Here is a 25,772-nt window from a genome sequence, read left to right as displayed (position 1 = left end):
CTATTTTTTTTCAAGGGTGCAGTTCCTCGAAACCTTACTAACATTCTGAGAAGAAACGGTCTGCCGCCGTCACCAGAGCGAAAAGGTTTGTCATGGCGTGAGTTTCTATCCAGGCACGAAGGAGTCTTTTTGTGTGCTGATATGTTTCAAAAGGAAGTGTGGACATTTCGAGGTTTGAGAACTGCTTATGTGTTCTTTGTGCTTCATCTTCAAACCAGGAGAGTTGTGTTCACAAATGCGACTTTTTCTCCAACAAACGACTGGCTCAAACAGCAAACACGGCTAATTCTTAAGAAAGCCATGAATTTCGCATTCTAAGATGCTGTTCCATGTGTTTTCATTGTTCCCATGGCAAAGCAGGCGCAGCCAGGGGGCATGAACGGCTTTGAGTGTGAATTCATCCAAACCAGGTGTATTGCTGCTCGTATGACTTGAAACAGTTTTCCAGTTCTTTCCGTTCGGGGATGCCTGAATCTCAAATGCATAGCTTCTTTTATGGCCAAACCATTGAATTTTTACAGTCTCTACCATCGCCCTGTGATCCAATCGAAACTGAATCCATTGGCCCTTGCCGTTTGCCGCCCATCGTGTGCCTGGATTTACGTCAATGGCTTTTCGAGGGCTGTACTCATGTTCAGGATTTGTTGGTTCACTCGCTTTTATATCATATATTCGAAGACCATCAGGATGTTTTGATTGTGTACGGTGAAATTCTATTTCACTGATACTCATACTATCGTCTTTTGTATTGCCCAGATTATGAATACGGAGAAAACGGGCCCTAACCGGCTTGAATGAGTATGTTTCCATCGAAGAGGTATATCCGCTGCTGTGACCGGCAAAAATGCTCTGCCAATTCCGTTTATCACTGGACACATCAATTTTGAACTGTTGACGTCTGGACTCACCATTTAGCCACGCTATCTTGACTTCGGATAGCTTTCTGATTCGACCAAAATCATAGAGAATGCCCCCTTTTTTATCAGGAGTCAGCCATTTTGTATTTAGGTTATTGTCCAGAGTCAACTCGACATCGCTATCGCCTGAAGCCGAAGAGCCGGATGCTTCAGCAACTCTTAACCCATAAGGTTCAGGTAGATTGACGTCGATAGGATCAAGCCACAAGCCACAAAGTCCAACATGATCTGCCAAAGGTTTGATAGCGATAGGGGCAAAGTCCTTATTAAGTTCAACTGGGTAACTAACTTGAAAGGGACCTGATTGGTCGGCACGTATTTTCTGTTCGGTGCCATCCGGTAATAAAATATTGGCTATGGACTGTGTTGACGCATTACCTGCCGTGTTTAGAAAGATCAAATTCAGGCGATATTTTCCGGGTGATATATGTCCGTCATGAAATTGACCATCGGACTGTGGTCCATCAAGAAGATTTTTAATTTTCAAATTAAAGGTTTTACTGATTTTAATTCCTGTTCTGGCGATTTCATCTATTGCTGAAATGCCGGTTTTGTTTACAGGATTTGAAAATACCGGAATCTGTGTTTCCCGTTCCCCCAACGCGCGCCAATAATTGCCGTCCTTATCTATAAAGAAAGTTCTTTTCCCCGGCATAGCTGCTAAATCTTCATGCTGTGTTGGAGAGAAATTGATTCGGATTGGTTCTGAACCTGCAAGTTGACGCTGTTCGATAAAATACGGCAGCCATTGTGTACTTAATGTTACAGCTAGGCCTTTTTCACTTTGAGTGGTATCACCGTTGCTGATTGCCTTGACATACGTTTGAATAACTGATTCAGGTTTTAGATGAGAAACTATTTTGCGATAACTTTGCAAATCACCCATCTTGGTACTAATCTGTTTTTTGGCTTTCCAGAGCATATTTTGATTGCGAATAAATTCCATGCAGAAGGACTCAAAATCTTTAAAATAGTCCAAATGAGCTTTTTGCTGAGCAGTCATATTTAATTTATCTATCGACTTAAGGATGTCAAGTCGTTTCTGGGAATTGGATAATAACACTTCCATATTATCGAATGGCTCCCACATAAAATAGTCCAGAGTTTCACGGCCGAAAATCGGCCCCTTTGTGACCCATTGATAAAGATAGCCACCCAAGTCGTCACTGTTTCCGAAGATTCGTTGAGCCATATTATTACACGTTTCTTGGAGCGGTTGATCTTTTGTGTTTAGCCATACTTGCTCAGAGAGGCTTTTGAAGAACATATCCAGCGGCCTCATTGTCCAATGGATAACCCCAAACCCATCCGTCTTTTGGCGTTCAAGTTCGCTGCAAAAATCGGGAAAGGGCGTATAGGGACGGCCGAGATACGCCCCGTCATCATGATGTGCCCATACAATTGGAATGAACGGGTGTTTAAGCTCAGACAACAGCTTGCGAAGAGAGTCCGAGCCGAATTCGCGGCCGTAATCCAGAGCCATGAATGTCACGCCGTCCGGCATGAAAACGTCGGCAGCTTTCAGGTGAGGGAACCGCCATGTCCCAACTCCCAGCTTCACATCGACAAATCCCAGCTCATCCATCGCCTTGCGGAAAGCTCGCACAATATGGGATATTGCGTATTGACCACTGGCGTAAGGGTCATCCTTAAGATGAGGATATTTTTCGACGATTTTCCCGAATTCAGTTCGCCATGTGTCATTGGGAAAATCTTCAGGGGGCAGTGTTGTCCAAGGGGTAGTCAATTTCCATCGATGCCATACCCAGACATTGGTTATTTGAGGGTATGTCTGCAGCAGTGATTTTAACATGCTTCGATAGTACGCATATCCTGCCGGAGTGTCCGGATTAACTAAAGTAGTACCTGCTGTAAATTTTGCTTCATCAGGCAGTGTGTCTAGAATAGCGGCAGGGTCTCCTGTATCGACATCAATGGCGAAATTGATTCCCATGCCTATTGCTTTTGCCTCGTCGAACACCTTGTTCATTAAGTCCTGAGCGGTTTGAACCCGTTTTTCATCGGGAACGAGGGCAGCTTCGGAGCCAAAGGTCGCCTGCTCAAAAAAGGCGTTGCCGCCCGGAATTCTGCGGACGTCGTTCAGGTGCATCGTGCTCCAGTCCCGCCCTTTGGAACTGGTTGCAAGGTGACCGGCGGGGCGGGAGACTCCATTATGCGTGAAAGTAAACATGGGATTGTTCTTATAGGCATGCACCATTATATCTGTGTATCGCATACTAGCAGCATTATCGACCCATGCTTTCCAATCGCTGAAGTTCCATCCGGAGCAACCGCTAAGGAAGTTGTGCCAGTTGAATACGATGCGTGTGGGTGCCAAAGGTGCATCTTTGAGCTTCCATTCTTCAAAACTGAAGTCCGTTTTCTTCCTGGGAACCACTTCGTATGAAAGGTAAAATCCGGCGCCGAGGTGTTCCAAGAGGGTGTATACTCCGTGCAGGGTCGCCCTGCTGTCAGATCCGATGATTAGTGATTCTTGCTTTCCGATCTTTTTGACGATGAAACTGCCCGGCTTGCCAAGAAACTCAGTATCTATGTGTTTGGTATATGCCGGAAATGAAGAAGCTGTACCTATCAGGACAGTATAGGATGTCTCTGGTATTTTGGAATTTACAGAAAAATCATTATCAGGGTACATTTGTCCAAGATAATGAGCTAATTTTTTTGCTGCCATCTCTTGCACCGGGTCGGGATTTTCACTTAATTGTATAGATACAGTTGAATTGCCGGCAAATGCTGAGATGGATGTAACGATCAGACTTAATACGAAATAGCGGATATTCATTTTCTTAATCTCCTGATTTTTACTGTTTATTCGTCCAATTAATAATATTACCTAAGATTTTTCCGGCTATTGGGTCGGTATCACAGGCCGAAGTTCTGATTTCACTTACAAGGATGCTGCCTTTACCATGATTGACGATGAAAAGTGGACAGGTAACCGGGCCTTCCCATCCGTAACCGTGCGGTGGTACATGCTCGGTCAGTTTTGTACAAGGGGCATTTTCACAAAGGACATAACTTGAACAAGCAGCATACGGTGATGTACCGGAACCGTTGAACCACCCTAAATCTTGAGAGTTAAATCCACTGAAAAGAATGTGGCCCGGCAGTTCGATGTTGGCAAATTCTACATTGTACTTGTAGATTTCTTTAACGATGCCATCTGGTAGGATAGCATTTGCATTTCCGGTTTCAAGCAGAATTATTGTGCCGCCATTTTCCACGAAATGCATAAGCTTATTGGATACAGTTTGATTAACTTTTTCATTGGCCCAAACAACAGCTTTTTGGCTCCCAATCTCATCGATGGTGATGCTTTCCGCACCAAGTTTCTGCAGGCAGCTTTTGACGGCGCCATTAGCTTCTAAGATGCCGATGTTTTTGGCTTCAGTTTTGTTAAATGCCCACATTTTTGAAGCGATCAGCAGGGAATAGTCATTTTGACTGAGTTGTGTACCGTGCGATTTAAGCGTTAACTGAAGCTTAAAGTTCTCGCGCGAGTCCGTGATGTCGTCGGGGATTGTAAGACTGAATTCGTTGGCGGTCTTCCCGTAATAGGGGCAATCGTTAATCGTAATGGTTCGGCTCAAGATGTTTTTATTGTCAGCACTTATCAGGTCAATAGTACACTCGAGGTTTTTGAGGTTATTTCCATTGATATCATCATTGACAACGATGATTTTACCAGATGAGTTGTCTCCCTGATAATAGTGTCGATCTCGCTGATCAAGTGTGATGAGTACCGGCTGAAGCGCTTTCTTCATCTCATAGTAGGTTATATACGGTTGAATATGATCAGCAAAGCTTGCGTATTTAAACCAGCACACGTTGCTGAAGGCCGTCCAGCCGGCGGTCCGTCTTGTTCTGCGTACATCTTCCATCCATTCTTTAGACATGAATGCATTATAGTTGAGAAATACGGATGGGTCCCGATGCTCGTAAGACTCATCGCCGATCCATGTTTGGGGTGTATATAGCTGTATATAGATCCGTTCCGATGAGCCGTTGTCATTGTTGGGGTATCCTGTGGATGCCTCTTGGGACGTAATGGCCTGACCTGCATACTTCGGAAGGTAGTTTCCATTATAATTATGATCCTGAAAAACAGACGTTTGGTACCAGCCAAGATAGGAGTGCGGATCGGTGATGTCGCCATCATCAATATTGTTGGGCTTTAGAAGATGCTCATAAAGATCTTTTTCCCGTCGATAGTTTGACCAGAGACATATCGGGCGTGTTGGGTCAAGCAGCCTGATTTTCTTGACTAAATCAGACAGAATTTTCATTTTTTTAAGATAAGCCTGCTCCGGGTTCTTATCGTCCTTGTAATGTCCGGGGTGATAGTTCAATTCATTGGCGATTGTCCACATGATTATACTGGGGTGGTTACGCAATTGTTTGACAAGGTCAATCATTTCATTTTGCCATGCTTCCATCAAAATACCTTCGGGCATGGGGCGATCATGTATGGCCATCCAGGGCCAGGTACCCTCAAGACTGACAGCAACGCCCTGTTTATCAGCGGCATCAGCCCAGACGGGTGTAAAGGGACTGCATACGGCACGTGTTATCATCTGATTGCCATCGTGCATCAACTTCATGAACGTATTAGCTAGTTTTTCGTCATTGGGTCTTAACCCGTGCGGCGGCATATTGGCCCCGCCAAGCCAGCGTTTACGACCATTGAGAATATAGCGACCGTTTTTAACCTTGAAAGTTCGAAAGCCAACGTTGCAGGAATAATCATCAAGTTGTTTGTTATTATTTCCTAAATTAACTTTAAGCTTATACAGATTTGGCGTTTCCGGCGTCCAGAGTTTTGGATTTTCGACATCTACATGCAGCATAACAGTCCGTGATTGACCGGGGTTGAGCGACACCTTGCTGGATGCGGTGGCATTTGCCACGTCAACGTTCAAAATGCCGTCGAATTGCGTGTCCGAAGCGTTGCTCAGGGTAACATCAATATTCGCGCCATCCAGTTCAGGTTTGAAGAACACATTGTCAATTTTTGCTGCACCGGTCACAATCAGCGAGACTGGCTGCCAGAGGCCGGAGGGGCGATCAAGCTTCTTGTGCTCGGTATAATCCAAGCTGGTCGTTTGGGCACGGTAAATTGCCTTGGGCAGCGAATTGAGCATCTCATCAGTAATGACCATGGTAACCGCTACGTCAGCGATCTTGTCGGCATCAGCTTCCGGAATCGCACCGCTGGAGACTTGCACGGCAATCAGATTGGGTTTGCCGTACTCGACATGATCGGTAATATCAAATTCAAAGGGCGTAAACATGCCGATATGGTTCCCGACAAACTTGCCGTTTACATAGACTTGCGTAATTGAAGCCGAAGCTTGGAAGTTGAGGATCAGATGTCGCCCCTCGGCGGTCTCTGAAACTGTGACCCATTGGCGGTACCATGCAGAATCGGTCTGGCGATAATCAAAGGTGTATTTCTCCGTACGGCGCACCTCGTCATACCGGTAGGCCATAGCCTGACCACGAAGCCCATAGCCGGCGACTTCCATAGTCCACCATGCGATCTGATTCCAGAAATTCGGCACATCAATAATATGCCAGTTTTCATCGGAATAGTTCGGCGATTGAGGTTTTGCTGTGTTGTCCAGGTATTGAGCCGGCATAAAAATCCAGTTGCCGTCTAACGAAATCTCCGTTCGGCCCTGGTCATTGATGTTTTCGAGTTCAATCGGTCTATATTGCTGTCGCTGGGCCATTCTTAAATTTTCATTGACAATGAATGAATCGTTTTGAATTGTGACAGGTTTTATTCTTTGAGATTCTCGCTCTATCACGTCTTTCCAAGGCTCAATGACAACATATGCCAAAGACATTCCCGGTTCACTTTTAGCTCTGACAAGCTTCAATTCAATCTTGCCGTTACTAACATGAACTTTATCGGCGGCGAATAAGGGCTCACCTTTTTTTAAAGGGATATCTGCAAGTCGGGTGTCATTCGCGAAGATTTTCAAATAGGTTCTATATTGTGGATCATGCCCGATAGCGGTAACACAGTAGTTTCCGTTGGGAGTGTCAATCGTGAATGTGGCATCTGGTGTGGTATGAGCTACAGTTATCAGTGTATCAAGTTCCTCTGTGCCGGAACGATTTCTTTTTCTGACAGCGGATCGCATATCTTTGTTCCAGCCATAGCCGAGGCTTTTATTATATACCGAACCATCAGAATTAATAAATCCATTTATCTTGGTATTGGAGGGGCCGAAGTTGTATTTGATTGCAGAGTCAGTAAATTGGATACTATCGGAAAGAAGGGGAGACTCGGCCTCAATCTTTCGCACGACGACATCGCCAAATTCACAAGTATGGTAATTGCCGCCCAGTGCAATGGCTCCATTTAAGATGGGCTCGCGATCAATATAATTGATTTGCGGTTTTTCAACGTCGCCTATCCATATCTTGATGCGGGGGCCGGCGACTTCGAATTTGACATCATACCACGTTTTTGCTTGAAACTCGAAGCCCAGCGGAATATTAAGTGGGCATTGCACACGCGGCGTCGGAGGAGCAGCGTCACGATATCTGAACAGCGCTACCTCGTTCAGCAGACCACCCCGGATGGCAATAGCGTATCGATTCCATTCGTCGTTATAGCGAATGGAGAGCCAGATTTGCCCTTCGTCGCCGTCTTCCACGCAACGTGCTTTACAGGAGAAACGGTAGTCTTTCCAATTCTTGTTACCTGCCCATAGAGAACGGGTCCTGCCTTGACAAATACCCTTCTCGATCTGCCATTGTCCGCCGTATTCCTGATTCCAGCCATCAATATTATTGAAATCGGATTCAAATAATATTTGTGAGCCTTGTGTTACAGTAGTAACCAAGAATAATAAAATGAAAAGGAGTAAAGTCTTGGTGGATTCAACTTTTAATTGCAATTTGTTAGAGTTCATTTTTTTAACCTCAATAAAATAATAAAATTTGGGTTCCTCATACAAATTTATGTGAGGAGCCTATATGATCATCTCTCTGCAATGAGGTACCTATGTGATGATGTTCTTTCATTTAACGTTTCTTGCAATTTTTGACATTTCTGTAATTTTAAGATACTTTTCTGCGGTTATGTCATTGGGTATGCCGCTGGAATCCATAAAGATAAAACGGGGATATTTTTTGCCGAGTGCGGCCATTTGATTCAGATATTCGTCTTGCTGTTGCAAAGGCCAGTACCAAAAGCTGCCGGGGAAACCCCCGACAACGACGAATTTGTCTGAATAGTTTTTCAGGATGTTTTCAATATCATATCCTTCTTCAGGGTCAAAAGGATTGATAAAATCAAAGCCGCAATCGACCAGATCATCGAGCAGTTCATGGATCGCACCGTGGGAATGCAAGTGAACCGTTGCTGAGCGTGAGTGGGCCAGGTCGCACAGTTTTTTGTGCCATGGCTTGAAAAACTTCCGGTATAGTTGAGGGGGCATCAGAAGATTTTGTTTTGAGCCAAGATCATCACAAATAGCCAGGCCGTCAACGCCGGCCTTAATCATGTTCTCCGCAGCAGCTAAATTCCACTGACCGATTTTATCAACAGCGGCCTGTATCAATTCCGGTTCTGTTATCAGGGATATTAAAGTATCCTGATAGTCCATGAGAAAATAATGGATTCCTGAGAAAAAACCGTTAAGGGATCCGACGACATATTGTCCTTTTGATTTGAGATATCCTGCATTATCAGCCAGTCCTGCGTAACGCTTTGGATCATGAGGGTCAGGAAGTATGAGCTTTTGCAGGTGATCCATTGTTTTTACCGGATGATCAAACGTATGGTAGAAATGCGGATCAAACTGGACCTTGCTTTTGACGCCGGTTTCATACTGAACAATCACATGATTGTCGCCTTTTTCAATGCTTTTGCAGAAAAATTCTCCCGGGCCGCCGTGTCCAAACATGATGGCGGCACCTTTACCCAGGCAGGCGAAGATGCGGTCTGTGTATTCATTGAAAGCAATCAATTTATCAAGGTCTTTATGACTCATTCCTGTCATGTCGAACTCGCTGCCGACTTCGTATAAGCTCATACCTTCAAAATGATATTCTCGCGGGGCGATACTGCGAGCCGTATCGGCATTGAAAAATGACATCCAGTATTGTGCTCTCGGAGCGGTTTGTTCTCCGTTAATTATAGATTGTACCCATTGGCTGTTTGTCATAGATTTCCTCTTAGAACAGTTCTCGTCAATTTATAACCCCATAAGATTTGGCAGCCACATCGAAATCGCCGGTAAATATGAACAAATTAAAAGTACCAAAATCATAATCAGAAAAAATGGTATCAGATGCTTAGTAATGTTACTCACCGTTGTACCGGCAATGCCGCAGCCGATAAACAGAGAGGTTCCGACCGGCGGGGTGCAAAGGCCGAGACTGAGATTCATGACCATAATGATGCCGAAATGAACAGGGTCCATTCCAAAACTCTTAACCACCGGAAGAAAGATAGGTGTAAAAATAAGAATTGCAGGGGTCATGTCCATTACCGTTCCGATTGCCAGTAGAATAAGGTTAATTACAAACAAGAGAACATACTTATTGTTACTTAAACCGATCATGGCAGCGCTGATTTTCTGTGGAATATTTTCGTAAGACAATACCCAGCTTGCCGCCATAGAGGTGCCTACCAAAAGCATCACAATAGAAGTTGTGATGGCGCATTTGAGCAAGATGGCCGGTAAGTCGGAGAATTTGACCTGCCGGTAAACAAAAACCGAAAGAAACAACGCGTAAACAACGGCAATGGCAGAAGCCTCTGTTGGGGTGAAAATGCCCGAGAGGATGCCCCCTAAAATAATGATGACTAACAGCAGGGCGGGAATGGCGGCGAAGAATTTAACAACTGCTTCTTTGGCTGAATATTTTTCTCCTTTTCCGTATCCCTGGCGAATTGAGATGACACCTGCGACAGACATCAGGCCCAGGCCAACCAATATGCCCGGGATGATTCCGGCAATAAACATCGCAGCAATCGAAACACCGCCTCCTGTGGCTAATGAATAGACAATCATCGCATTACTTGGCGGGATCAGCAGTCCTGTTGTGGCGGCGGTCACCGTGACTGCTGTATTAAAGTCCCGATGGTAGCCCATCTTGTTCATGGCTGGAATCATAAAGCTGCCGACCGAAGAGACGGAAGCCGCGGAACTGCCGGAGATTGAGCCGAACAGCATGCAGGTAATAATATTGACAAATGACAGACCCCCTGGCAGACGCGCAACAAAGATACTTGCAAAATCAATCAGACGTTTGGCAATGCCGCCATGTCCCATCAGAAGTCCGGCGAGAATAAAAAACGGTATGGCCATCAGCGTAAAGCTGTTGGTTCCGCTTACAATACGCTGAGCAGCAATCAAAAATGCCGGAATGTCACCAATCGCAAAAATAGCCAGAATTGTTGAGAGACCAAGACAAAATGCGATTGGCACTTCGAGTAACAAAAGTATCACGAACGAGATGATCATAACCCAAATACTCGGAGTCATTGTCCTGCCCTTATTGTTTTTAAGTGTTCACTATATTTTGCTGTAAAGGTAAACATGTCCTGTAAACTGTAGATTGTTATGCAAAAACCGCTGATTGGTACTGCCAGGTAGACATATCCGGTTTTGATGCCGAGGGTCGCCGAAGTCTGATTGGTGAGAAATGTTTTCCAGACAAGCTCCGTTCCGCCTGCCAATAATACAAGGAGACTGAATAATGCGCAACATAAAGCGGCAATGGATTTTAACAGGAACTGTTTGCGGCTGCTATCAAATTTTGCCGTCAGAAAATCGATGCCCAAATGAGCATGCCTTCGAAAAGCGGCACAAGCGCCAATCAATGAAAGCCAGATCATTAAGAAACCCGCAAGTTCTTCGGTCCAGGGGCTGGGGGTTTTAATGGCGTATCGACTTGCGACCTGCCAGAGTACAACAACCAATAACATTGCCATTAACAGTCCGCAAACAATATCCAATGTCAAATCCAGCATTTTCTTTAGAGACTTAAGCAGTTCCATCATTGAATCTCCTGAATACGATGAACCCATGTTCCGATCTCCGTCCCTGTAAACTGGTTCCATATTGGTTGTACACGCTGCACAAATGGCATTTTGTTGACCGATATGATCTCCACTCCGCTGGATTTCAGTTTTTCCATCGAAAATTCTTCAAACTCGGCCCATACTTTTTGCTGATAAGCCGAACATTGCTGTGCAGCGTCTGCAATGATTTTTTGCTCTTCTTGCGAAAGACGGTTCCATCGCAGTTTACTTATTAGTAAAATGTCTGGGATACGAAAGTGTTCATCAAGAGTGTAATACTTGCAGATTTCATAATGCATGGATGTGTAAAAGCTGGGAGGGTTGTTTTCCGCTCCGTCCACAACACCCTGTTGAAGGGCCGTATAGAGTTCACCGTAATCAATGGGAGCGGGTGAGCCCCCCATGGCCTGCACCGATTTAATGGACATGCTGGTTTTCATGACCCGGATCTTTAATCCATCCAGGTCATCAATAGACCGAATAGGGGTTTTAGACGTATAAAAGCTTCTCGCGCCGGCATCAAAAAAACACAGGCCTTTGAGCCCTCGTTCCAGACCCGTTTCCAGGAGTTCCCTGCCTACCGGTCCACTTAGGGCTTTAAACATGTGTTCTCTGCTTCGAAACAGGTAGGGAACTCCAAAAATCTGCATCTGGGGGATAAAGCTTTCAAGCGGGCCGCATGAGACAATGGTCATTGGGATAATTCCATATTGGAGTTGTTCAATGGTTTGGTAGTCTGAGCCAAGTTGACCATTGGGATAAATCTCGACGGTCAGTTCATGCTGAGAGTTTTGTTCGACAATCCGGGCAAAATATTCGAGTGACTTTTGTAGAGGATGTGTGTCACTGAGCGGATGTGCAATTCGCAGGATTTTCGTGGCAGAACTGTCTTTTGAATAGTTAAAATGAAAAAAAACCGAAGCCAGAATGACCAGGATTATCATAAGTGCTAATTGTGTTTTAATTTGTTTCATTCGCGATTCCAAAATGACATCATGTGATAGACTCGCCGCAGAAGGCCATTCGTTGCCAACCCTTCTGATTTTTCGTTCTGGGTTCAATCCCGAGCAGTTCACGCCCGAGATCAACATAATACCTGTAGTTTTCCAGCGGGGTGCCGTTTGGTATCCGATGATCAAGGCCAAAGACCATGCCGCCTTGCTGCATGATTGGCTGCATTTTGTACTCCAGTTCCCTGCGAATGTCTTCCTTGGTTCCGCGAAGGACATGTTTATCGATCCCACCGAACATCATCAGTTGATTGCCGTATTTTTTGCGGAGTTTAACAATATCCATTCCTGCGGCCGGTTCTACAGGATAAACCGAATTGATCCCGCATTCCATTAAAACATCAATAATATTTTCGATATTGCCGTCGCTATCCATCTGGAATATAGGGGTTCCATGGGACTCAAATAAATCCCAGACTTTATGGTAGTAGGGTTTGTAAAATTCTTCGATTTGTTTGGGCCCGACTAAAGGGCCGGATTTTCCTGCCATATCCTCATGAGTCATCAATTGGTCCACGTGGATTTTTTTGAGAGTCTGCTCAAAAACTTTCAGGGTCATTTCAGTGATCGTGTTCAGAATATTAAGGGCAAGATCCGGATCGGTATAATAGACAATGCAGGCGTTTTCATCGCCCATGAGCATCCGGATGGTATCAAATGCTCCGAATATGTTGGCGGTGACGATATATCCGTCCTCCTGCTGCCGTTTTTTTGCGTGAAGAATACTTTTTTCATCGATCCTCGCATCGGAATACTTGAAAAGAGGTTTGATCTTTTCCCAGCTTTGCATATCTTTGACGGGCCAGTCCAGCGGCAGCGGCAGGGTGGAACTGCCTTTGCATAGTTTCGTTTTTCGCCCCAGAGAATCAACTGCTATAATAGAGTTATCGTTTTCTTCGAGGATTTTGGGCTCTGTGACTTTTCCTAAAAAGAACGCATTGGCTCCACAGTCGATAAAATCTACATAATCCCAATCAAAAGCGATCATGTCCAACTCGTCCTGTGTTGCACCTTGGGCGGCCCACTCCTCTTCCAGACCTATAAGTGGGCCGAAAAGTTCTACAAACATCTGACGACTGCAATCATGGCCACTCATAAGGTCAAGGTACTGTTGTCTGTTAAATTGCATCTTTTAAATCTTATTTTAAGTAGTTCTGCGAAAATTTAAGTAAATGTGCTTTTTTAAAAATAGCGGGTTTTCTGGGCATTGTCAAATTTTATATTAAAAAAATGAGTTTTTTTTCATTTTTTAAGAAAATTAACAAAAAAATTAAATAATTTACGTTTTTTTTCTTAAATTTCTAAAAAAATGCTTGCGTAATTAAGTAAGGATATGTAAATTTAACTCCATGGAAGCAACGACATGTAGCAAAAAACCACGGAAAGTCAACCAAACGCTTGTAGCCGAACGACTCAACGTTTCAGTTGCAACAGTCTCCAAGGCCCTTCGGGGCATGTCAGATATCGGTGAAGAAACCGTCAGAAAAGTCCAGATGGCCGCCCGGGAAATTGGGTATGATCGGAAAACAAAAAACGGCATTGGTGATTTGGCAAACACTGAGTGCGGATTTATTGGTGTGCTTGTCAATAAAAGTACGTATCCGGCTTCAAGGGGGGGGTATTTTGAAGGATTATCGAAAGAAGCTGTTGCCCGAAACATGTCATTGGTGTCTCATTATGCCAGTAAAAACGAGTGTAAATATATTATTGAGAGGTCACATCAACCCTGGGTCATCAGAAATAACGCAGTCAAAGGGCTGGTTCTGATTCATCACTGGCCTGAAGAGATTGTAAATTACCTGTCAAAACTGTTTCCCTGTGTTTCTATTATGCACCAGTATGACGACCCGGCAGTTGGATACGTTGGGGTTGATTCGTCAAGCGCGATTGGGAAATTGATGGACATGCTGTATGAAGCCGGCCATCGAAACATTGGTTTCTTCGGACATAACGGAGCGATTAGTTGGTCCCGCAGAAGATTTGCTGCATATACTGAATCGCTTTGCCGCCTGGGTCTGGCAGTGAATTCGCAATCAATTGTAGAAGTAGAGCAGGACTACCCGGAAAAAGGCGGATTGGATTGGGAAAAACATTTTGATTACGTTGCTTCACAAATTAGAGCAGGGGTAACTGCGTGGATGTGTCCCAGCGACCTGGCAGGGCATGAGCTGTACACTGGACTCACTCGCCGCGGTTTTTCAGTTCCGCGAGATGTTTCGATTACAGGTTTTGATTCGAGTTCGATGGAAAGTTCAATCAGACTTACCAGCGTCAAGGTTCGAAGCGTTGAAATGGGTGTCATGGCATTGAAAATGTTGCTGATGGATCATTCTGGTTATAATATGCCCCGGCAGGTGGTTAAACTGGACTGTGATATTGCCTTGGGCGAAACTGTTGCCGGCTTGAAAACGTAATTATATTAATAATGATTTATATGCACTTTATGGGTGTTTGGTAGATATAGAGCCGTGAGAAATGATTAAAGAAATATTGAATTTGATTTCGGGTGTGTTATCCGGATTACAGTTTAAAGTTTTTCAGAGAAAGGTTAGGTTTTTTTTATGAGTAGTAAAAAATTAATAAATGGTTTTCTGTTATTGGTTTTGTTTACAGGCGCGGCGTCTTGTTTTGCTGTCAGGACTAATTTCATTGGTACGGGTACAGATCATTTGTGGGGCGACCCTGCCAGTTGGAGTGCGGGAGTGCCTACCGCTGACGATGAGGCATCGGTCGAGGGCAGCGGCACCTGTATCGTTGACCCTAACGGGCTTTGCGCTTATCTTGTAGGGCCGGGAAGAGGTGCCGGGCATACCACGCTTACGGTTAGAGGGCCGCTTGACGTAAGCGGCACATCGGGCTGGAGAGCGGCATACTTCGGCGAGGGCACATTGAACGTTGAGCCGGGAGCGGTGATAAATGTAACGCCACGAATATATTTCGCTACCGGTATTTCGGGTAGCCTGATAGGCAAACTTAATGTAAATATGAGCGGCGGCAGTATATATACTCCGGGATATTTTCAGTTTGCAGGAGATGGTGCCGCAACATCCGTCAATATGGATATGAGCGGCGGCAGCATTTCCGCGGGTAACCATATTTATTTAGGCACAAAGGGCGATTGTACTGTGAATATGACAGGCGGCCAGATGACTACGCCTGTCGGTATACATCTGTATATGGGATTTACCACCGGTACAAGCGAACTGACGGTCGACGGCGGTGTGGTGAATATCGGCGGGTCATTGCGAATGGGCGATACCGGTGCTGCGGCAATCTTAAATGTTGATTCAGGCAGCTTTAGTGTAGGGAACGAACTCCTAATAGGCCATCATGTAAACGGTAATGCAACCGTTAATATATCTGGCGGTACAGTATCAGGCATTTTAGCCAGTACCGGCAAATATGGAGCGTCGAATAATGTTATCAATATGTCAGGCGGTGAGTTTAACGTAACCAACACATTTGCCGTAAACGTTACGGCAGACACAAGCACTCAAATCAATCTTGACGGTGGAGTTATGACGCTTGGCGGCCTTACGATAGGTAACGGCGGTTTGATCGATATAGAACAGGGTGTGCTTAAAGTCGCTGGCAATGCTACCGTTGCGGTGCAGACTTATATCGCCGCCGGTAAAATAACCGGTTATGGTGATGTTCGCAATGTTATGGTCAATTATGATGGTACCCATACAGTAGTTATTGCAGATCCGACTCTTATGCTTTATGCAAATACTCCGTCCCCGTCATCGGTAGGTTTGTTTGAATTGAGCGGGTTGTCGCTATCGTGGACTGCCGGTGAAGGCGCTGTGAAACATCAAGTATATTTTGGTGATGACCAGCAGCTTGTTGCCGATGCGGATACTTCCACGTCAGGCATTTATAAAGGTGAAGTAACCGACGCAAGTTATACACTTGAACAAATCCTTCAGCCTGCAAGCGCCTATTACTGGAGAGTAGATGAGATTGACGGTTCCGATCAGGTCATTTCTACCGGATACGTGTGGACCCTCGCGACAGAGGACTATTTTGTCCTTGACGATTTTGAAGGCTATGCGTCCGACAGTGAGTTGCAACTGGTCTGGGACGGCGATGTTACCCTTGACGATGATTATATTATTGGCGTATATAATACGCCAAAGTCAATGTCAATTGCATACAATACGGCATCGGAGACAGTGTTTGAGTTTGACTCTCCAAAAGACTTCGTTGTAGCGGACGTGAAGTCGATGACGCTTTATATCCACGCCGACAAAAACAATACGCCAGGCCAATTCTATGCCAAGCTTATAGATCATACCGGTTACGAATCCAGGATCGATGTTCCAAATAGCGATTCGGCAACGGTTGATTATTGGAGGTCATGGACGTTTTGGCCGATAAGGATATCCGATTTCGACGACGAAACTCTTGATCTGAACAATATCGCCAAGATAGCGTTCGGCATCGACGGTTCCGCCGGTTCGGGCAGCGTCAATATCGATCTGATAACGCTTTGGCTTCAGAAGAGCTTCGATTTCGCAAGCCTGCAATCCGGCGATCTTGACCTCAGTGGCGTTGTTGATCTTTATGACTTCACCATGCTTGCCGCCGATTGGGGGCTTGTTGAAGAGACGATTGACGCAGCCGCCGAAGTCAGCGACGACGGGCTTGTCTTCTACTACAAATTTGACGATGGTTCCGGGTACTGGGCAACAGATGAGATTGACGGCAACGACAGGGCTCCGCTCAATACGCCGGCTTTTGTTACTTCCGGCGGTTACGACGACAGCGGCGCATTGTCTTGCGACGGCAGTGTTATAGTTACCGTGCCGTCAAGTTCATATTCATCTCTAAGTGAGGCGATCACGATTTCCGTGTGGCTCAAACCGGAATCGATGCCTGGTCTAACAAGGATATTTGACGCCCCCGGCACCCCTTATTACAGTGCTTGGGCTTCTCTTGCATGGAAGTCTAATGCCATTGCGGGAGCGTCTTTGTTCCAGACATCGTACACTTCGGCAAGTGAGTCTGAAAACACTACCAGATTCTTTAATATTCCTGCTTATGACTCGCAGTGGCTTCATTGCGCACTTGTTAAAGATTCTGCTTCCGGTTTTCAGGGCATTTATATTGACGGTGAACTGATCGCCAAAACCGAGGTTGAACATCCGCTGAATCCTATGACAGGCTTTGTTATCGCCAATACCGCGGCAGGCAACAGGGGCTTCATTGGATTGATTGATGAATTCTGCTGTTATGCCCGCGCCCTCAGTCAGGCAGAGATAATTGCCCTAAGTGAACAGGCATCTGTCGAACAGCCGATCCTGCCGACAGTTTCGGATATCAATGAGGACGGAACAGTCGGAATTGATGATTTTACAATTATGACAGAGAATTGGTTAGATACAATCCTTTGGCCATAATGGATAGATATTTTAAGCAGGGGCTGATTGATTTCTCACTAAGAATCAGCCTCTGCTTCATTTTGTTTTTTATAATTAGGTTTCGCTGTTCTGGTTTGAGTTATTCAGGCAGTTTTTAATAACAGTTCTATAAAGGAAAATGATCATGTTTAAGAGAAATAAAAGTGGATTTACTCTTATTGAGTTATTAGTGGTGATTTCAATAATTGCTTTGCTTATGTCTATACTTTTGCCCTCTCTGGGAAAAGCCAGAAAAAAAGCAAGGGAAGTTATTTGTCTGACAAATCTTAAACAGTGGGGCATTATGGCGCATATGTATGCAAACGATTATAATGATTCTCTGCATCCCGGATATGGTGGTGAAAGGACTGCCTCACGCACAATTCGAGACAATCTCTGGTTTGCTGCTTATCGTCCTTATCATAAAGATACAGGTATAATTTTCTGCCCTGAAGCGGGTAATAGATTCATGTACGATGAACAGGGAAATCCAACGGGAAACATGCCTGGCCATTCCAGCTGGGGACCTTACAATCAGGATAGAGGCTGGGCTGCCGAAGGCGACAGTGGAAGCTACGGCTCAAATGGCTATTGTACGAATCCAGGTGATACCCCTAAAATATTTGGAAGCCGACCTAATGACTATTTCTGGAAGAAGAAAACTGTTTCATGTGCAAACAGAATACCTTTTATACTTGATTGCTGGTGGATATTTGGAATGCCCCAATGTATAGATATGCCTCCGGACTATGTCCAGGAAGGCCGAAAGACCGGTCAGGATGAAATGAGATTGTTTACACTTGACCGCCATTCCGGCAAGATTGGTGCGGTATTCCTTGACGGTTCGTTAAGAATGGTGGGGCTCAAAGAGCTCTGGACATTGAAGTGGCATCAAGGATACAATACAAACGGACCGTGGACGCAAGCCGGCGGTGTTACTCGTGGAGACTGGCCTGAATGGATGAGGGGATTTAAAGATTTTTAAAGGGTAATATATGGATGTCAAAAAAATAATTGTATTTGTAATTATTTGTTTACTGCTCGCGGGGTCTATATTCTGGTTTACGCGCAGCAATAATAGTGATTATGGAATTGAATCTATTTCTGTCGATGAGATGATTTGGGTGAAATGCAGGAACCAAAATTGCGATGCAGAGTACCAAATGAGCTTACAGGATTATCTGCAGCAGACAAAAGCACCTCCCGAAAATCCCACGGGTGCAAAAGTGGCGAAGTGCAAAGAATGCGGTCAGGCTTCTCTTGATCGCGCGATAAAGTGTCCAAAATGCGGAACAATATTTTTTTACGGTCAACTTAAAAACGCATATCCCGACAAGTGCCCAAAATGCGGATTTAGTGAACGGCAGAATAGAGTGAAACAGTAGACACGGATATTTCAGGTAACTGAAAATCTTGGGAACCTCTGAAATTAAGCAGAAGCTCGTTTATAGCTGGTCGCGTGTGGCGAGATAACAAAAACTCAATTAAAATTAATTCTTATGATGACAGCGGCGGGCAGGTTTATCAGGACTATCCCTATGAAGACTATTCAAGCAATAGTTGAACCTGAAAGTCCCGGTAAGGTTTGTATTATCTGCTAAAAACTGGTTTACGAGTAATAATTTTACATGAAATTATTTTCGCAACAGGAACGAAGTATGAACAGCTGGTTTGTTATGATTAGTAAAAAATTAATAAATGGTTTTCTGTTATTGGTTTTGTTTACAGCTGTGGTGCCTTGTTTAGCTGTCAGGACTAATTTTATTGGTACCGGAGATGCGCATGACTGGTGTGATGCAGCTAGTTGGGATAACGATATCCCGGGTGCTGACGATGAAGCGTCTGTTCAAGGGGATGGTACATTAATCATTGACACTGGATGCCGGCCAACAGTTGGTCTCCTGAGGGGACCAGGCCGAGCAGCAGGGCATACGACACTTACGATTCGTGACGAGCTGACGGTTGCCGGCTCCGACTGGAGAGCCGGCTACTTTGGTGAAGGTACCCTGAATGTGGAGCCAGGTGCGGTTATTACAGTAAATTCTAGAATTTATGCAGGGTTTTTCGGAACCCTTCATATGAATATGACCGGCGGAAGCATTTATACGCCCGGATACCTCCAGTTTGCAACTGGAGATTCTGATGCCGCATTTGATTGCAACATGATGGATGGTTCCATATCGTCAGATACTCATATGTATCTTGGTACAAAGGGTGATTGCACTGTTAATATGACCGGTGGTCAGATCTCAACGCCAAGTGGTATGCACGTATTTATGGGATTCGAAACGGGGACATCTATACTTACGGTTGATGGGGGTACAGTTTCAGTCGGCAATACTTTGCGGATGGCAGATGGCGGCAGTACGGCGATTCTCAATATCCTGAGCGGTAGTGTCAGCAGTAGTAGTCTGTATGTTGCGCACCATGATGGAGGTAGTGCCACGGTTAATGTTTCCGGGGGCGTACTGTCTGCTTCCAGCGGCGGCACAGGCCTCTTCGGTGTTTCTACAGCAGCAATCAATATGACCGGCGGTGAATTTAATGTAAGTGGTACTTTTGAGCTTTCTAAGACAGCCGGTTCAACTGCACAGGTCAACCTTGACGGTGGTGTGATGATGCTCGGCAGTCTAACGGTTAATGACGGCGGTTTGATCGATATAGGTCAGGGCGTTTTGAAGATCGGCGGAAATGTTGTTTCAACTGTGAATAGTTATATCAATTCAGGCAAAATAATCGGCTATGGCGGTTACGGCAGTTTGTCGGTAGTTTTTGATGGACAGTATACAGTTGCCACCGCCGGTTGTTACTCCCCGCCGGGTGATTTGAATGGTGATTGCCTGATCAACTACGTTGATTTTACCATTTTCGCGTGGGATTGGCTGAATAACTGATTAATATAAACTTTTGGATTGATTATGACAAGATATATCGTTTTTCTATACTTCGCGGCTGCCTATAACGTTTGTTATGCAGAGTTGCTGACGCTTGCAAGCCAGACGGGAGACTCGGTTGAGATAACAATGCCCGCAGTTTTGGAGGCGTATAAATATGTTGACATACCGTATTCGATTCAGGGTATCGGTGGCCCGGTCGTTGTTGAGGCGACGGCTTTTGAACAGAGCTCAAAACTTGCGGGCCGGGCGCTTTATGATTGCGCCGTTCCCGGAAACCTTTCCGCTGACGTGCGTCTTTTGAAAGTAACTGGTGCGGATTTTAGCGAGGCCAAGGTCAATGGGGGCGTGTATCCGCCTATTGTTGTTGGGAATTACGGCATATCTTCAGTGATACCTAAGAAGTATATGACGCATTTTACCTTTCTTGTTGAAAATACCGGCGATACAATCTGGGACGCGGAGGGTTACGGGCAAATACGCCTGACATTGAATCTGGTTGCCGCCGATGGCACGCCCTACAATGAAGAGACGATTAATTATCCGATGGATTATGTATATCCCGGCGAGTATTTCGAGATTACTCTTCCTGTTTTCACATATAGGGTACCTTACGGCAGTTATACGGCAAATATGGATATCATTTATTGCGGTCAGGAAATTACACAGGACAGATTCATTGGCAACGGCATTTTGATGACCAGATGCAGCTTTGGTTTCACTCTTTCTACCACATTACCGGGTATGCCTTCACCGATCTCTGCAACTGTTGAAAATTACGCCGATCAACGGAATTTCTATGCCGTAAGCAAGCATGAAGAACTTGACGAATTCCTCACATCGTACCGGATATGCACGCCGGCAACCGCCGTTTCGGGCAATATGCGTCTTATGGCAGCACCTTGGACGGAATCTGTAACGCTTAAATATATAACTGCCAATGAAATTATTACACAGACCGTCGACGTTCAAATTGATGATTCTTTCACGGATTTCGAATTTAATCCAGAGAACCCATGGACTGTTCTAAAAGACGGCAGACCCTTCCCGGCCCTGATGCCCAAAAGTATGCCCTGCATTCGTGAATCATACTACAGTGGAATCAATGCCGATGAGAATATTACCGCGTGGCTTGTCAAGGCAAAAGATGTTGGCGCCCGTGCGATGGGAATGATGAGTTATAACTGGGCATTGTGGGGGTTCAGGGACCGAGTATACAATCCGTCGAATCGCAGCACTTTTTTCTGGGGGCCTTCTCTTGAGTATTATTACAAAGAATGCAGACGTTTGGGCATGAAGGTGCTGTGGTGGGGCAGCTACGAGTTTCAGAACGAGGCCTACGACGAAGTTGCCGCTTTGAAGCTTGATGATAACAGATACGGCGACTGGGTATCAAGGTCGGACCCTGATCTGATAACGGGGATAGGCTGCTATATAGACTGGGCTATTGATAACTATGGCGATGTTATGTATCGCACGGCGGACGGGCGGCTTCCGATAGTATACGACTTTGGCAACGGAATGGCCTGGCATGGGGTCGGCAGAAGATGGCTTGGGGCGTCTACTCAGAAAGTGTTTATCGAAAGGATGAGAGAGAAATACGTATCCATACAAACCCTCAATGATGCGTGGGGTTGGAATTACGCTGACTTTACGGACATTGACGCAGAGCCGAGCTTGCCCGATCAGCGAAGAATGTTTTACAATGAAACGACCGCTCCGTTTATACCCGGAACAGCCGCAATGAAAGACCTTGACGACTTCAGGGCGGATTTCTGGGCGGATTTTATGATCGCGATAAGAAATGAGCTTCAGAAGCGGCATCCTGAAATTATAGTGGGATATCTGGACGAAAGTCATCAATTGTTCGGGCTTGAGGGAGATCCTGCCGGCGATGTCGTAGACAGGATCATAAATGAGTTTAATAAGATACACGCGGTTGAGCCTTCAGTCCTCGCCTCGAGGCGTCCGGTGGATTTTATCGGTAATTATAATGTCTACGCGTATGACAGATTCGATTTGCTTGAGCAGGCGCTGGTGAATACAAAATCGTTAGGTATCGACAGTTTTTATCAGCCTTGTGCCGATACCGGTCAAATTTTTAATGACCCGACTGGGCCGGTTTCATGGCACGGCCTCGTTGCGACCGGAGAGCCTTTTCGCGTCAGCGGGTATAACATAAAAAGGGTGCTTGTGCCGCTGTATCCGCATTTCAAACTGCATTATCAGAACAATAGCCCATGTGCTGCGGGTTGGACTGATTTTCATTCTCAGCGCATCACCAATACGCAGGTAAAGGAGATGAAGGCGTTTATGGATAAGGCTCAGGAGGTCATCTCGCCGGTTCCGCAGCAGGAAATTGATAATGCAATGCCCAGGGTCTCGGCTTATGCGCTTGAGCAGATTGAAAGGGCCGCTCAGACAGTTCCAAAGGTTGATGTTTGGTTTCATGGCGGCACTTTTAATCGGCGCGGCACTGTCGAGCTCAGAGCGTCCGTTACAAATTTCAGCGGCAGCGCACTTAACGATATCACTGTAGCGATTCGGGCACCTCACGGGTGGGATTGCACACAAATCGAACCATCCGGTGCCATTTGCATTGAATCGGGGGCAAGAACGCTCTTCCGGTATGAATTGTATGCGTATCCGGCAGTTAAAGATAATAAATCGTACAATGGCGAACGTGTCGAGATAACCGCGATAGCGTCCAGCAATGGACAATCTGTGGCCTCGGGCGTATTAGTCAGGCCGCTCTACTGGGATATTGAATGCGGTTCGGACATTCGCAGCGATATAAACTGTGACGGCATTTTGGACTATCAAGACTTGTCATATATTATACAAAACTGGCTATACGATGGCCTATCCTTGTAGTTTGATGGTCGTTTGGTGGTTAGGTATGAGTGTTTTGTACTATCCGTGGTTTAATGGATTAATAATGGAGTTTTTATGACAAGGTTAATTTATGTTGTCAGCTGTTTTTATGCGATTACATCTGGGCAGAATACGTCAATGTTGAATTACACGCCTCTTTCGAATGAGGCAAAGCATACGGGGCAGCTTGCAAAGTATGATGGTGCTGCCTGTGCGAGTCAGACAATCAATGTTGACGGTATGGAGCTTAAGATCAATGTACCCGTCAAGGCAAGTGCTTATGATATGATACCGGTAACTTATTCTCTAACCAAATCATCGGATAATGACGGCAATACTGCCATAGCAGCAACGGCTTTTGAAGAACCTGAAAAAACAACTGGAGAGAATTTTTACGATCTGAATATTCCCGGTGATATGGGATTAAAAATTGAGTATCTCGGAAGTATCGGAGCGGATTATAATAACGAAAATTACATTCCATTGACAAAAGACCCAAAAACGGCGGTAAGCCCGTTTCCCCCATTCAACCGGGATGAGTTTACGGCTTCTTCTACTATCAAACCTGCCGACATTATCTGGTTTAAGTTTAGGATAACCAACACAGGCAATACAATACAAGACCCGGAGGGCTTTGCTGGAAGTTTTGGCGAACCCTTTATATATAAATTTGATGATAACGGTAATGAGCAGTGGAAAGGCAAACTGACGAATCTTTTCGTCAGGCAGCTTGAATATCTTTATCCCGGAGATTCAATAGAACAGTGGATAAACTTCAATTGTCCGGCATTGGGTGCTCAATGCCTCGGCCTTTCAGAAGGTAATTACAAAATTAATTTAAGAATGGTATGCCGTTTTTATGATAAATATGACTGGATGGCTAATATCTGGTCTGGTACCGAATTCTGCAGGCTTGAAGTACCTATAAAGGTTTCGCACCAGAAAGAGATTACGCCGATTACAAGCATATTCACAATGGCTGAGCCGATGGATAGAATGCCGGGATATTTTGGCGCATTTGAAGAGTTTATGTCGAGCTTTCATATCATATCCAACGAGTCCGACAAGAAGGTATATGATAAGGTACTATATCTTCAAGTTGCCCCGTGGACTAAACAAATATCGGTTAAACTTATTTATGATAAGTCGCGTAAGATCGCGGTTGTACGTTTTCCGATTCAAATTGATGATAAAACGCTCAGAGTTAAATACAATCCCCGGAATATGCTGGTTGTTGAAGAAGACGGCAAATATGAGCCTGCGTTCGTGGCACAGGCAATGCCTGCGATGCGGGCGGGGTATCAGCTTGGGCCATATCCGGAGACGGCTATGTATGAGTTCTTAAAAGAGATGAAAGAGCTTGGAGTTAATGTTGTAGCCAATACTGCCGGTAATTGGTGGATACCGGAGGTAAGCGGACGAAAAGGCGTGGAAATGCACAGCGCCTGTTACAAATATTTTTACGATGTGCTTGTGCGCAAACTGGATATGAAGGTTATCGGCTGGAGTGTGTATCCTCCTTCGGCGCCCCATTGGTATAAGCATGCCGAGAATCTTTTGGGCAAAAAAATAGAATTTGCTACGGTTAGTTCGGGTTATACGTCAGGGCCTACTTCCGTTCAAGCTGTTGATATGGCCGATCCGGTTGTGCCCGAGATGATCGCGGCGTGGGTAAATTATCAGTATCAGCGGTGGGGTGATACATGGTTTAGAAGCAAAGACGGACGTATGCCGATAGACATTGAAGATACATGGGGCTGGATGCGTGATGATATCAATATACGTTACGGCCTTGGCGAACTGGGATTGAAGAGGATGCATCAGTGGCTGCAAAATAAGTACGGCAATATCGCCCAGCTCAACCGGGTATGGAACAGCACCTATGAAGATTTCGCCGACATTAATCCTTTTGAAGGCCAGAATATGAAAAACGGCGGATATACCTTTGACAATCGCAGCCTTGTTTTTTACGACTGGAACTCCGCAACGGAAGATCTTGACTGCTTCCGCACCGAACTGCGTCTTGAGATGTACAAAAAAGCTAACGAGATACTTCAAAGGACAATTCCCGGTGCGGAGCTTGCCCCGCGGACAGAAGGTGCGAATCTGATAATGAAGGCAGCTGCCGACGATGAAAATATGAAATGGCGGCATGTTTATTATTCTCAGAGGCGAAACGCCTTTGTCTACGATGTGGTCAGGAGTAAGGATGTATTCCATTTTTACAGCGATTACACTACCATGCCTTTTACGCCATCGCAGTGGCGTGAAGCGATACGCCGGATGGTTGGCGATGGTGTGCTGCCGATGTTTCTGCCGCAGTTTGACCACATGCGGGATATTCTGTTAAATCCCGATTATGGGCTTGATTATCAAATGCACTACAATCTCGAAATGCCTTCAAAGGGCGTTATGGTGCATTGCCTGATGGCAGCTTATCCCTGGTGGAAGGCTACGTATGAAGAGGGCGGCGCACCTGGGATATTGTGGTCGGATTATCTCTGCGATGGTTTTGCCACCCAAACGCAGAAACATGAATTGATGCTGCTTAATGAACAATTTAAACTTATGGACAAACAATAAACAATTCATATTACAGGGAGTAT

Annotated in this window: 14 protein-coding genes; 7 read left to right on the top strand and 7 right to left on the bottom strand. The window is 45.2% G+C overall.

Translation table 11 applies throughout. The annotated features are described in order from the left end of the window. Nucleotides 1–282: 282 nt before the first annotated feature. From SMSP2_RS06430 to SMSP2_RS06400, 7 genes are all read right to left on the bottom strand, one after another. Complete coding sequence (locus SMSP2_RS06430; protein WP_146683169.1) at nucleotides 283–3,720, bottom strand: discoidin domain-containing protein; 3,438 nt, start codon at nucleotides 3,718–3,720, stop codon at nucleotides 283–285. Between the two features lie 19 nt (nucleotides 3,721–3,739). After that, complete coding sequence (locus SMSP2_RS06425; RefSeq protein ID WP_146683168.1) at nucleotides 3,740–7,864, bottom strand: glycoside hydrolase family 2 protein; 4,125 nt, start codon at nucleotides 7,862–7,864, stop codon at nucleotides 3,740–3,742. Between the two features lie 108 nt (nucleotides 7,865–7,972). After that, entirely contained in the window at nucleotides 7,973–9,121 is a 1,149-nt protein-coding gene (locus SMSP2_RS06420; protein WP_146683167.1) for a uroporphyrinogen decarboxylase family protein, read from the bottom strand. Nucleotides 9,122–9,151: 30 nt separating this feature from the next. Further along, the gene (locus tag SMSP2_RS06415; protein WP_146683166.1) at nucleotides 9,152–10,447 is read right to left on the bottom strand and encodes a TRAP transporter large permease; all 1,296 of its coding nucleotides are present in this window, start codon (nucleotides 10,445–10,447) and stop codon (nucleotides 9,152–9,154) included. Further along, the gene (locus tag SMSP2_RS06410; RefSeq protein WP_186804897.1) at nucleotides 10,444–10,965 is read right to left on the bottom strand and encodes a TRAP transporter small permease; all 522 of its coding nucleotides are present in this window, start codon (nucleotides 10,963–10,965) and stop codon (nucleotides 10,444–10,446) included. Before SMSP2_RS06410 ends, SMSP2_RS06415 begins: the two co-directional genes overlap by 4 nt. Further along, nucleotides 10,962–11,960, bottom strand: a complete 999-nt coding sequence (locus SMSP2_RS06405) for a TRAP transporter substrate-binding protein (RefSeq protein ID WP_186804896.1) — start codon at nucleotides 11,958–11,960, stop codon at nucleotides 10,962–10,964. Before SMSP2_RS06405 ends, SMSP2_RS06410 begins: the two co-directional genes overlap by 4 nt. Before the next feature lie 19 nt (nucleotides 11,961–11,979). Beyond that, complete coding sequence (locus tag SMSP2_RS06400; protein ID WP_222566419.1) at nucleotides 11,980–13,065, bottom strand: uroporphyrinogen decarboxylase family protein; 1,086 nt, start codon at nucleotides 13,063–13,065, stop codon at nucleotides 11,980–11,982. A 280-nt stretch (nucleotides 13,066–13,345) separates the two neighbouring features. Here SMSP2_RS06400 and SMSP2_RS06395 point away from each other — a divergent pair, with 280 nt between their 5' ends. The 7 genes from SMSP2_RS06395 to SMSP2_RS06365 all read left to right on the top strand — a co-directional run bounded on the left by SMSP2_RS06395 (nucleotide 13,346) and on the right by SMSP2_RS06365 (nucleotide 25,749). After that, entirely contained in the window at nucleotides 13,346–14,410 is a 1,065-nt protein-coding gene (locus SMSP2_RS06395) for a LacI family DNA-binding transcriptional regulator (protein ID WP_146683162.1), read from the top strand. 147 nt (nucleotides 14,411–14,557) lie between these two features. Continuing rightward, nucleotides 14,558–17,398: a LamG-like jellyroll fold domain-containing protein gene (locus tag SMSP2_RS06390; RefSeq protein ID WP_146683161.1), complete on the top strand. Its 2,841-nt coding sequence runs from the start codon at nucleotides 14,558–14,560 to the stop codon at nucleotides 17,396–17,398. Between the two features lie 145 nt (nucleotides 17,399–17,543). Continuing rightward, complete coding sequence (locus SMSP2_RS06385; RefSeq protein ID WP_146683160.1) at nucleotides 17,544–18,383, top strand: type II secretion system protein; 840 nt, start codon at nucleotides 17,544–17,546, stop codon at nucleotides 18,381–18,383. A 10-nt stretch (nucleotides 18,384–18,393) separates the two neighbouring features. After that, complete coding sequence (locus SMSP2_RS06380) at nucleotides 18,394–18,783, top strand: hypothetical protein (protein WP_146683159.1); 390 nt, start codon at nucleotides 18,394–18,396, stop codon at nucleotides 18,781–18,783. Nucleotides 18,784–19,110: 327 nt separating this feature from the next. Next, nucleotides 19,111–20,292: a hypothetical protein gene (locus tag SMSP2_RS06375; RefSeq protein ID WP_146683158.1), complete on the top strand. Its 1,182-nt coding sequence runs from the start codon at nucleotides 19,111–19,113 to the stop codon at nucleotides 20,290–20,292. 24 nt (nucleotides 20,293–20,316) lie between these two features. Continuing rightward, nucleotides 20,317–23,166: a hypothetical protein gene (locus SMSP2_RS06370; RefSeq protein ID WP_146683157.1), complete on the top strand. Its 2,850-nt coding sequence runs from the start codon at nucleotides 20,317–20,319 to the stop codon at nucleotides 23,164–23,166. A 75-nt stretch (nucleotides 23,167–23,241) separates the two neighbouring features. Next, nucleotides 23,242–25,749: an alpha-amylase family protein gene (locus SMSP2_RS06365; RefSeq protein ID WP_146683156.1), complete on the top strand. Its 2,508-nt coding sequence runs from the start codon at nucleotides 23,242–23,244 to the stop codon at nucleotides 25,747–25,749. Nucleotides 25,750–25,772 lie beyond the last annotated feature (23 nt).

This window comes from Limihaloglobus sulfuriphilus (assembly GCF_001999965.1).
Lineage (GTDB): Bacteria > Planctomycetota > Phycisphaerae > Sedimentisphaerales > Sedimentisphaeraceae > Limihaloglobus > Limihaloglobus sulfuriphilus.
Note: the sequence above shows the minus strand (reverse complement) of the source record. Positions and strands in the feature narration are given on the sequence as shown.

Coding starts and splice junctions, on each gene's coding strand:
- SMSP2_RS06430 (WP_146683169.1), bottom strand. CDS start 3,720: ATGAATATCCGCTATTTCGTATTAAGTCTGATCGTTACATCCATCTCA.
- SMSP2_RS06425 (WP_146683168.1), bottom strand. CDS start 7,864: ATGAACTCTAACAAATTGCAATTAAAAGTTGAATCCACCAAGACTTTA.
- SMSP2_RS06420 (WP_146683167.1), bottom strand. CDS start 9,121: ATGACAAACAGCCAATGGGTACAATCTATAATTAACGGAGAACAAACC.
- SMSP2_RS06415 (WP_146683166.1), bottom strand. CDS start 10,447: ATGACTCCGAGTATTTGGGTTATGATCATCTCGTTCGTGATACTTTTG.
- SMSP2_RS06410 (WP_186804897.1), bottom strand. CDS start 10,965: ATGATGGAACTGCTTAAGTCTCTAAAGAAAATGCTGGATTTGACATTG.
- SMSP2_RS06405 (WP_186804896.1), bottom strand. CDS start 11,960: ATGAAACAAATTAAAACACAATTAGCACTTATGATAATCCTGGTCATT.
- SMSP2_RS06400 (WP_222566419.1), bottom strand. CDS start 13,065: ATGTTTGTAGAACTTTTCGGCCCACTTATAGGTCTGGAAGAGGAGTGG.
- SMSP2_RS06395 (WP_146683162.1), top strand. CDS start 13,346: ATGGAAGCAACGACATGTAGCAAAAAACCACGGAAAGTCAACCAAACG.
- SMSP2_RS06390 (WP_146683161.1), top strand. CDS start 14,558: ATGAGTAGTAAAAAATTAATAAATGGTTTTCTGTTATTGGTTTTGTTT.
- SMSP2_RS06385 (WP_146683160.1), top strand. CDS start 17,544: ATGTTTAAGAGAAATAAAAGTGGATTTACTCTTATTGAGTTATTAGTG.
- SMSP2_RS06380 (WP_146683159.1), top strand. CDS start 18,394: ATGGATGTCAAAAAAATAATTGTATTTGTAATTATTTGTTTACTGCTC.
- SMSP2_RS06370 (WP_146683157.1), top strand. CDS start 20,317: ATGACAAGATATATCGTTTTTCTATACTTCGCGGCTGCCTATAACGTT.
- SMSP2_RS06365 (WP_146683156.1), top strand. CDS start 23,242: ATGACAAGGTTAATTTATGTTGTCAGCTGTTTTTATGCGATTACATCT.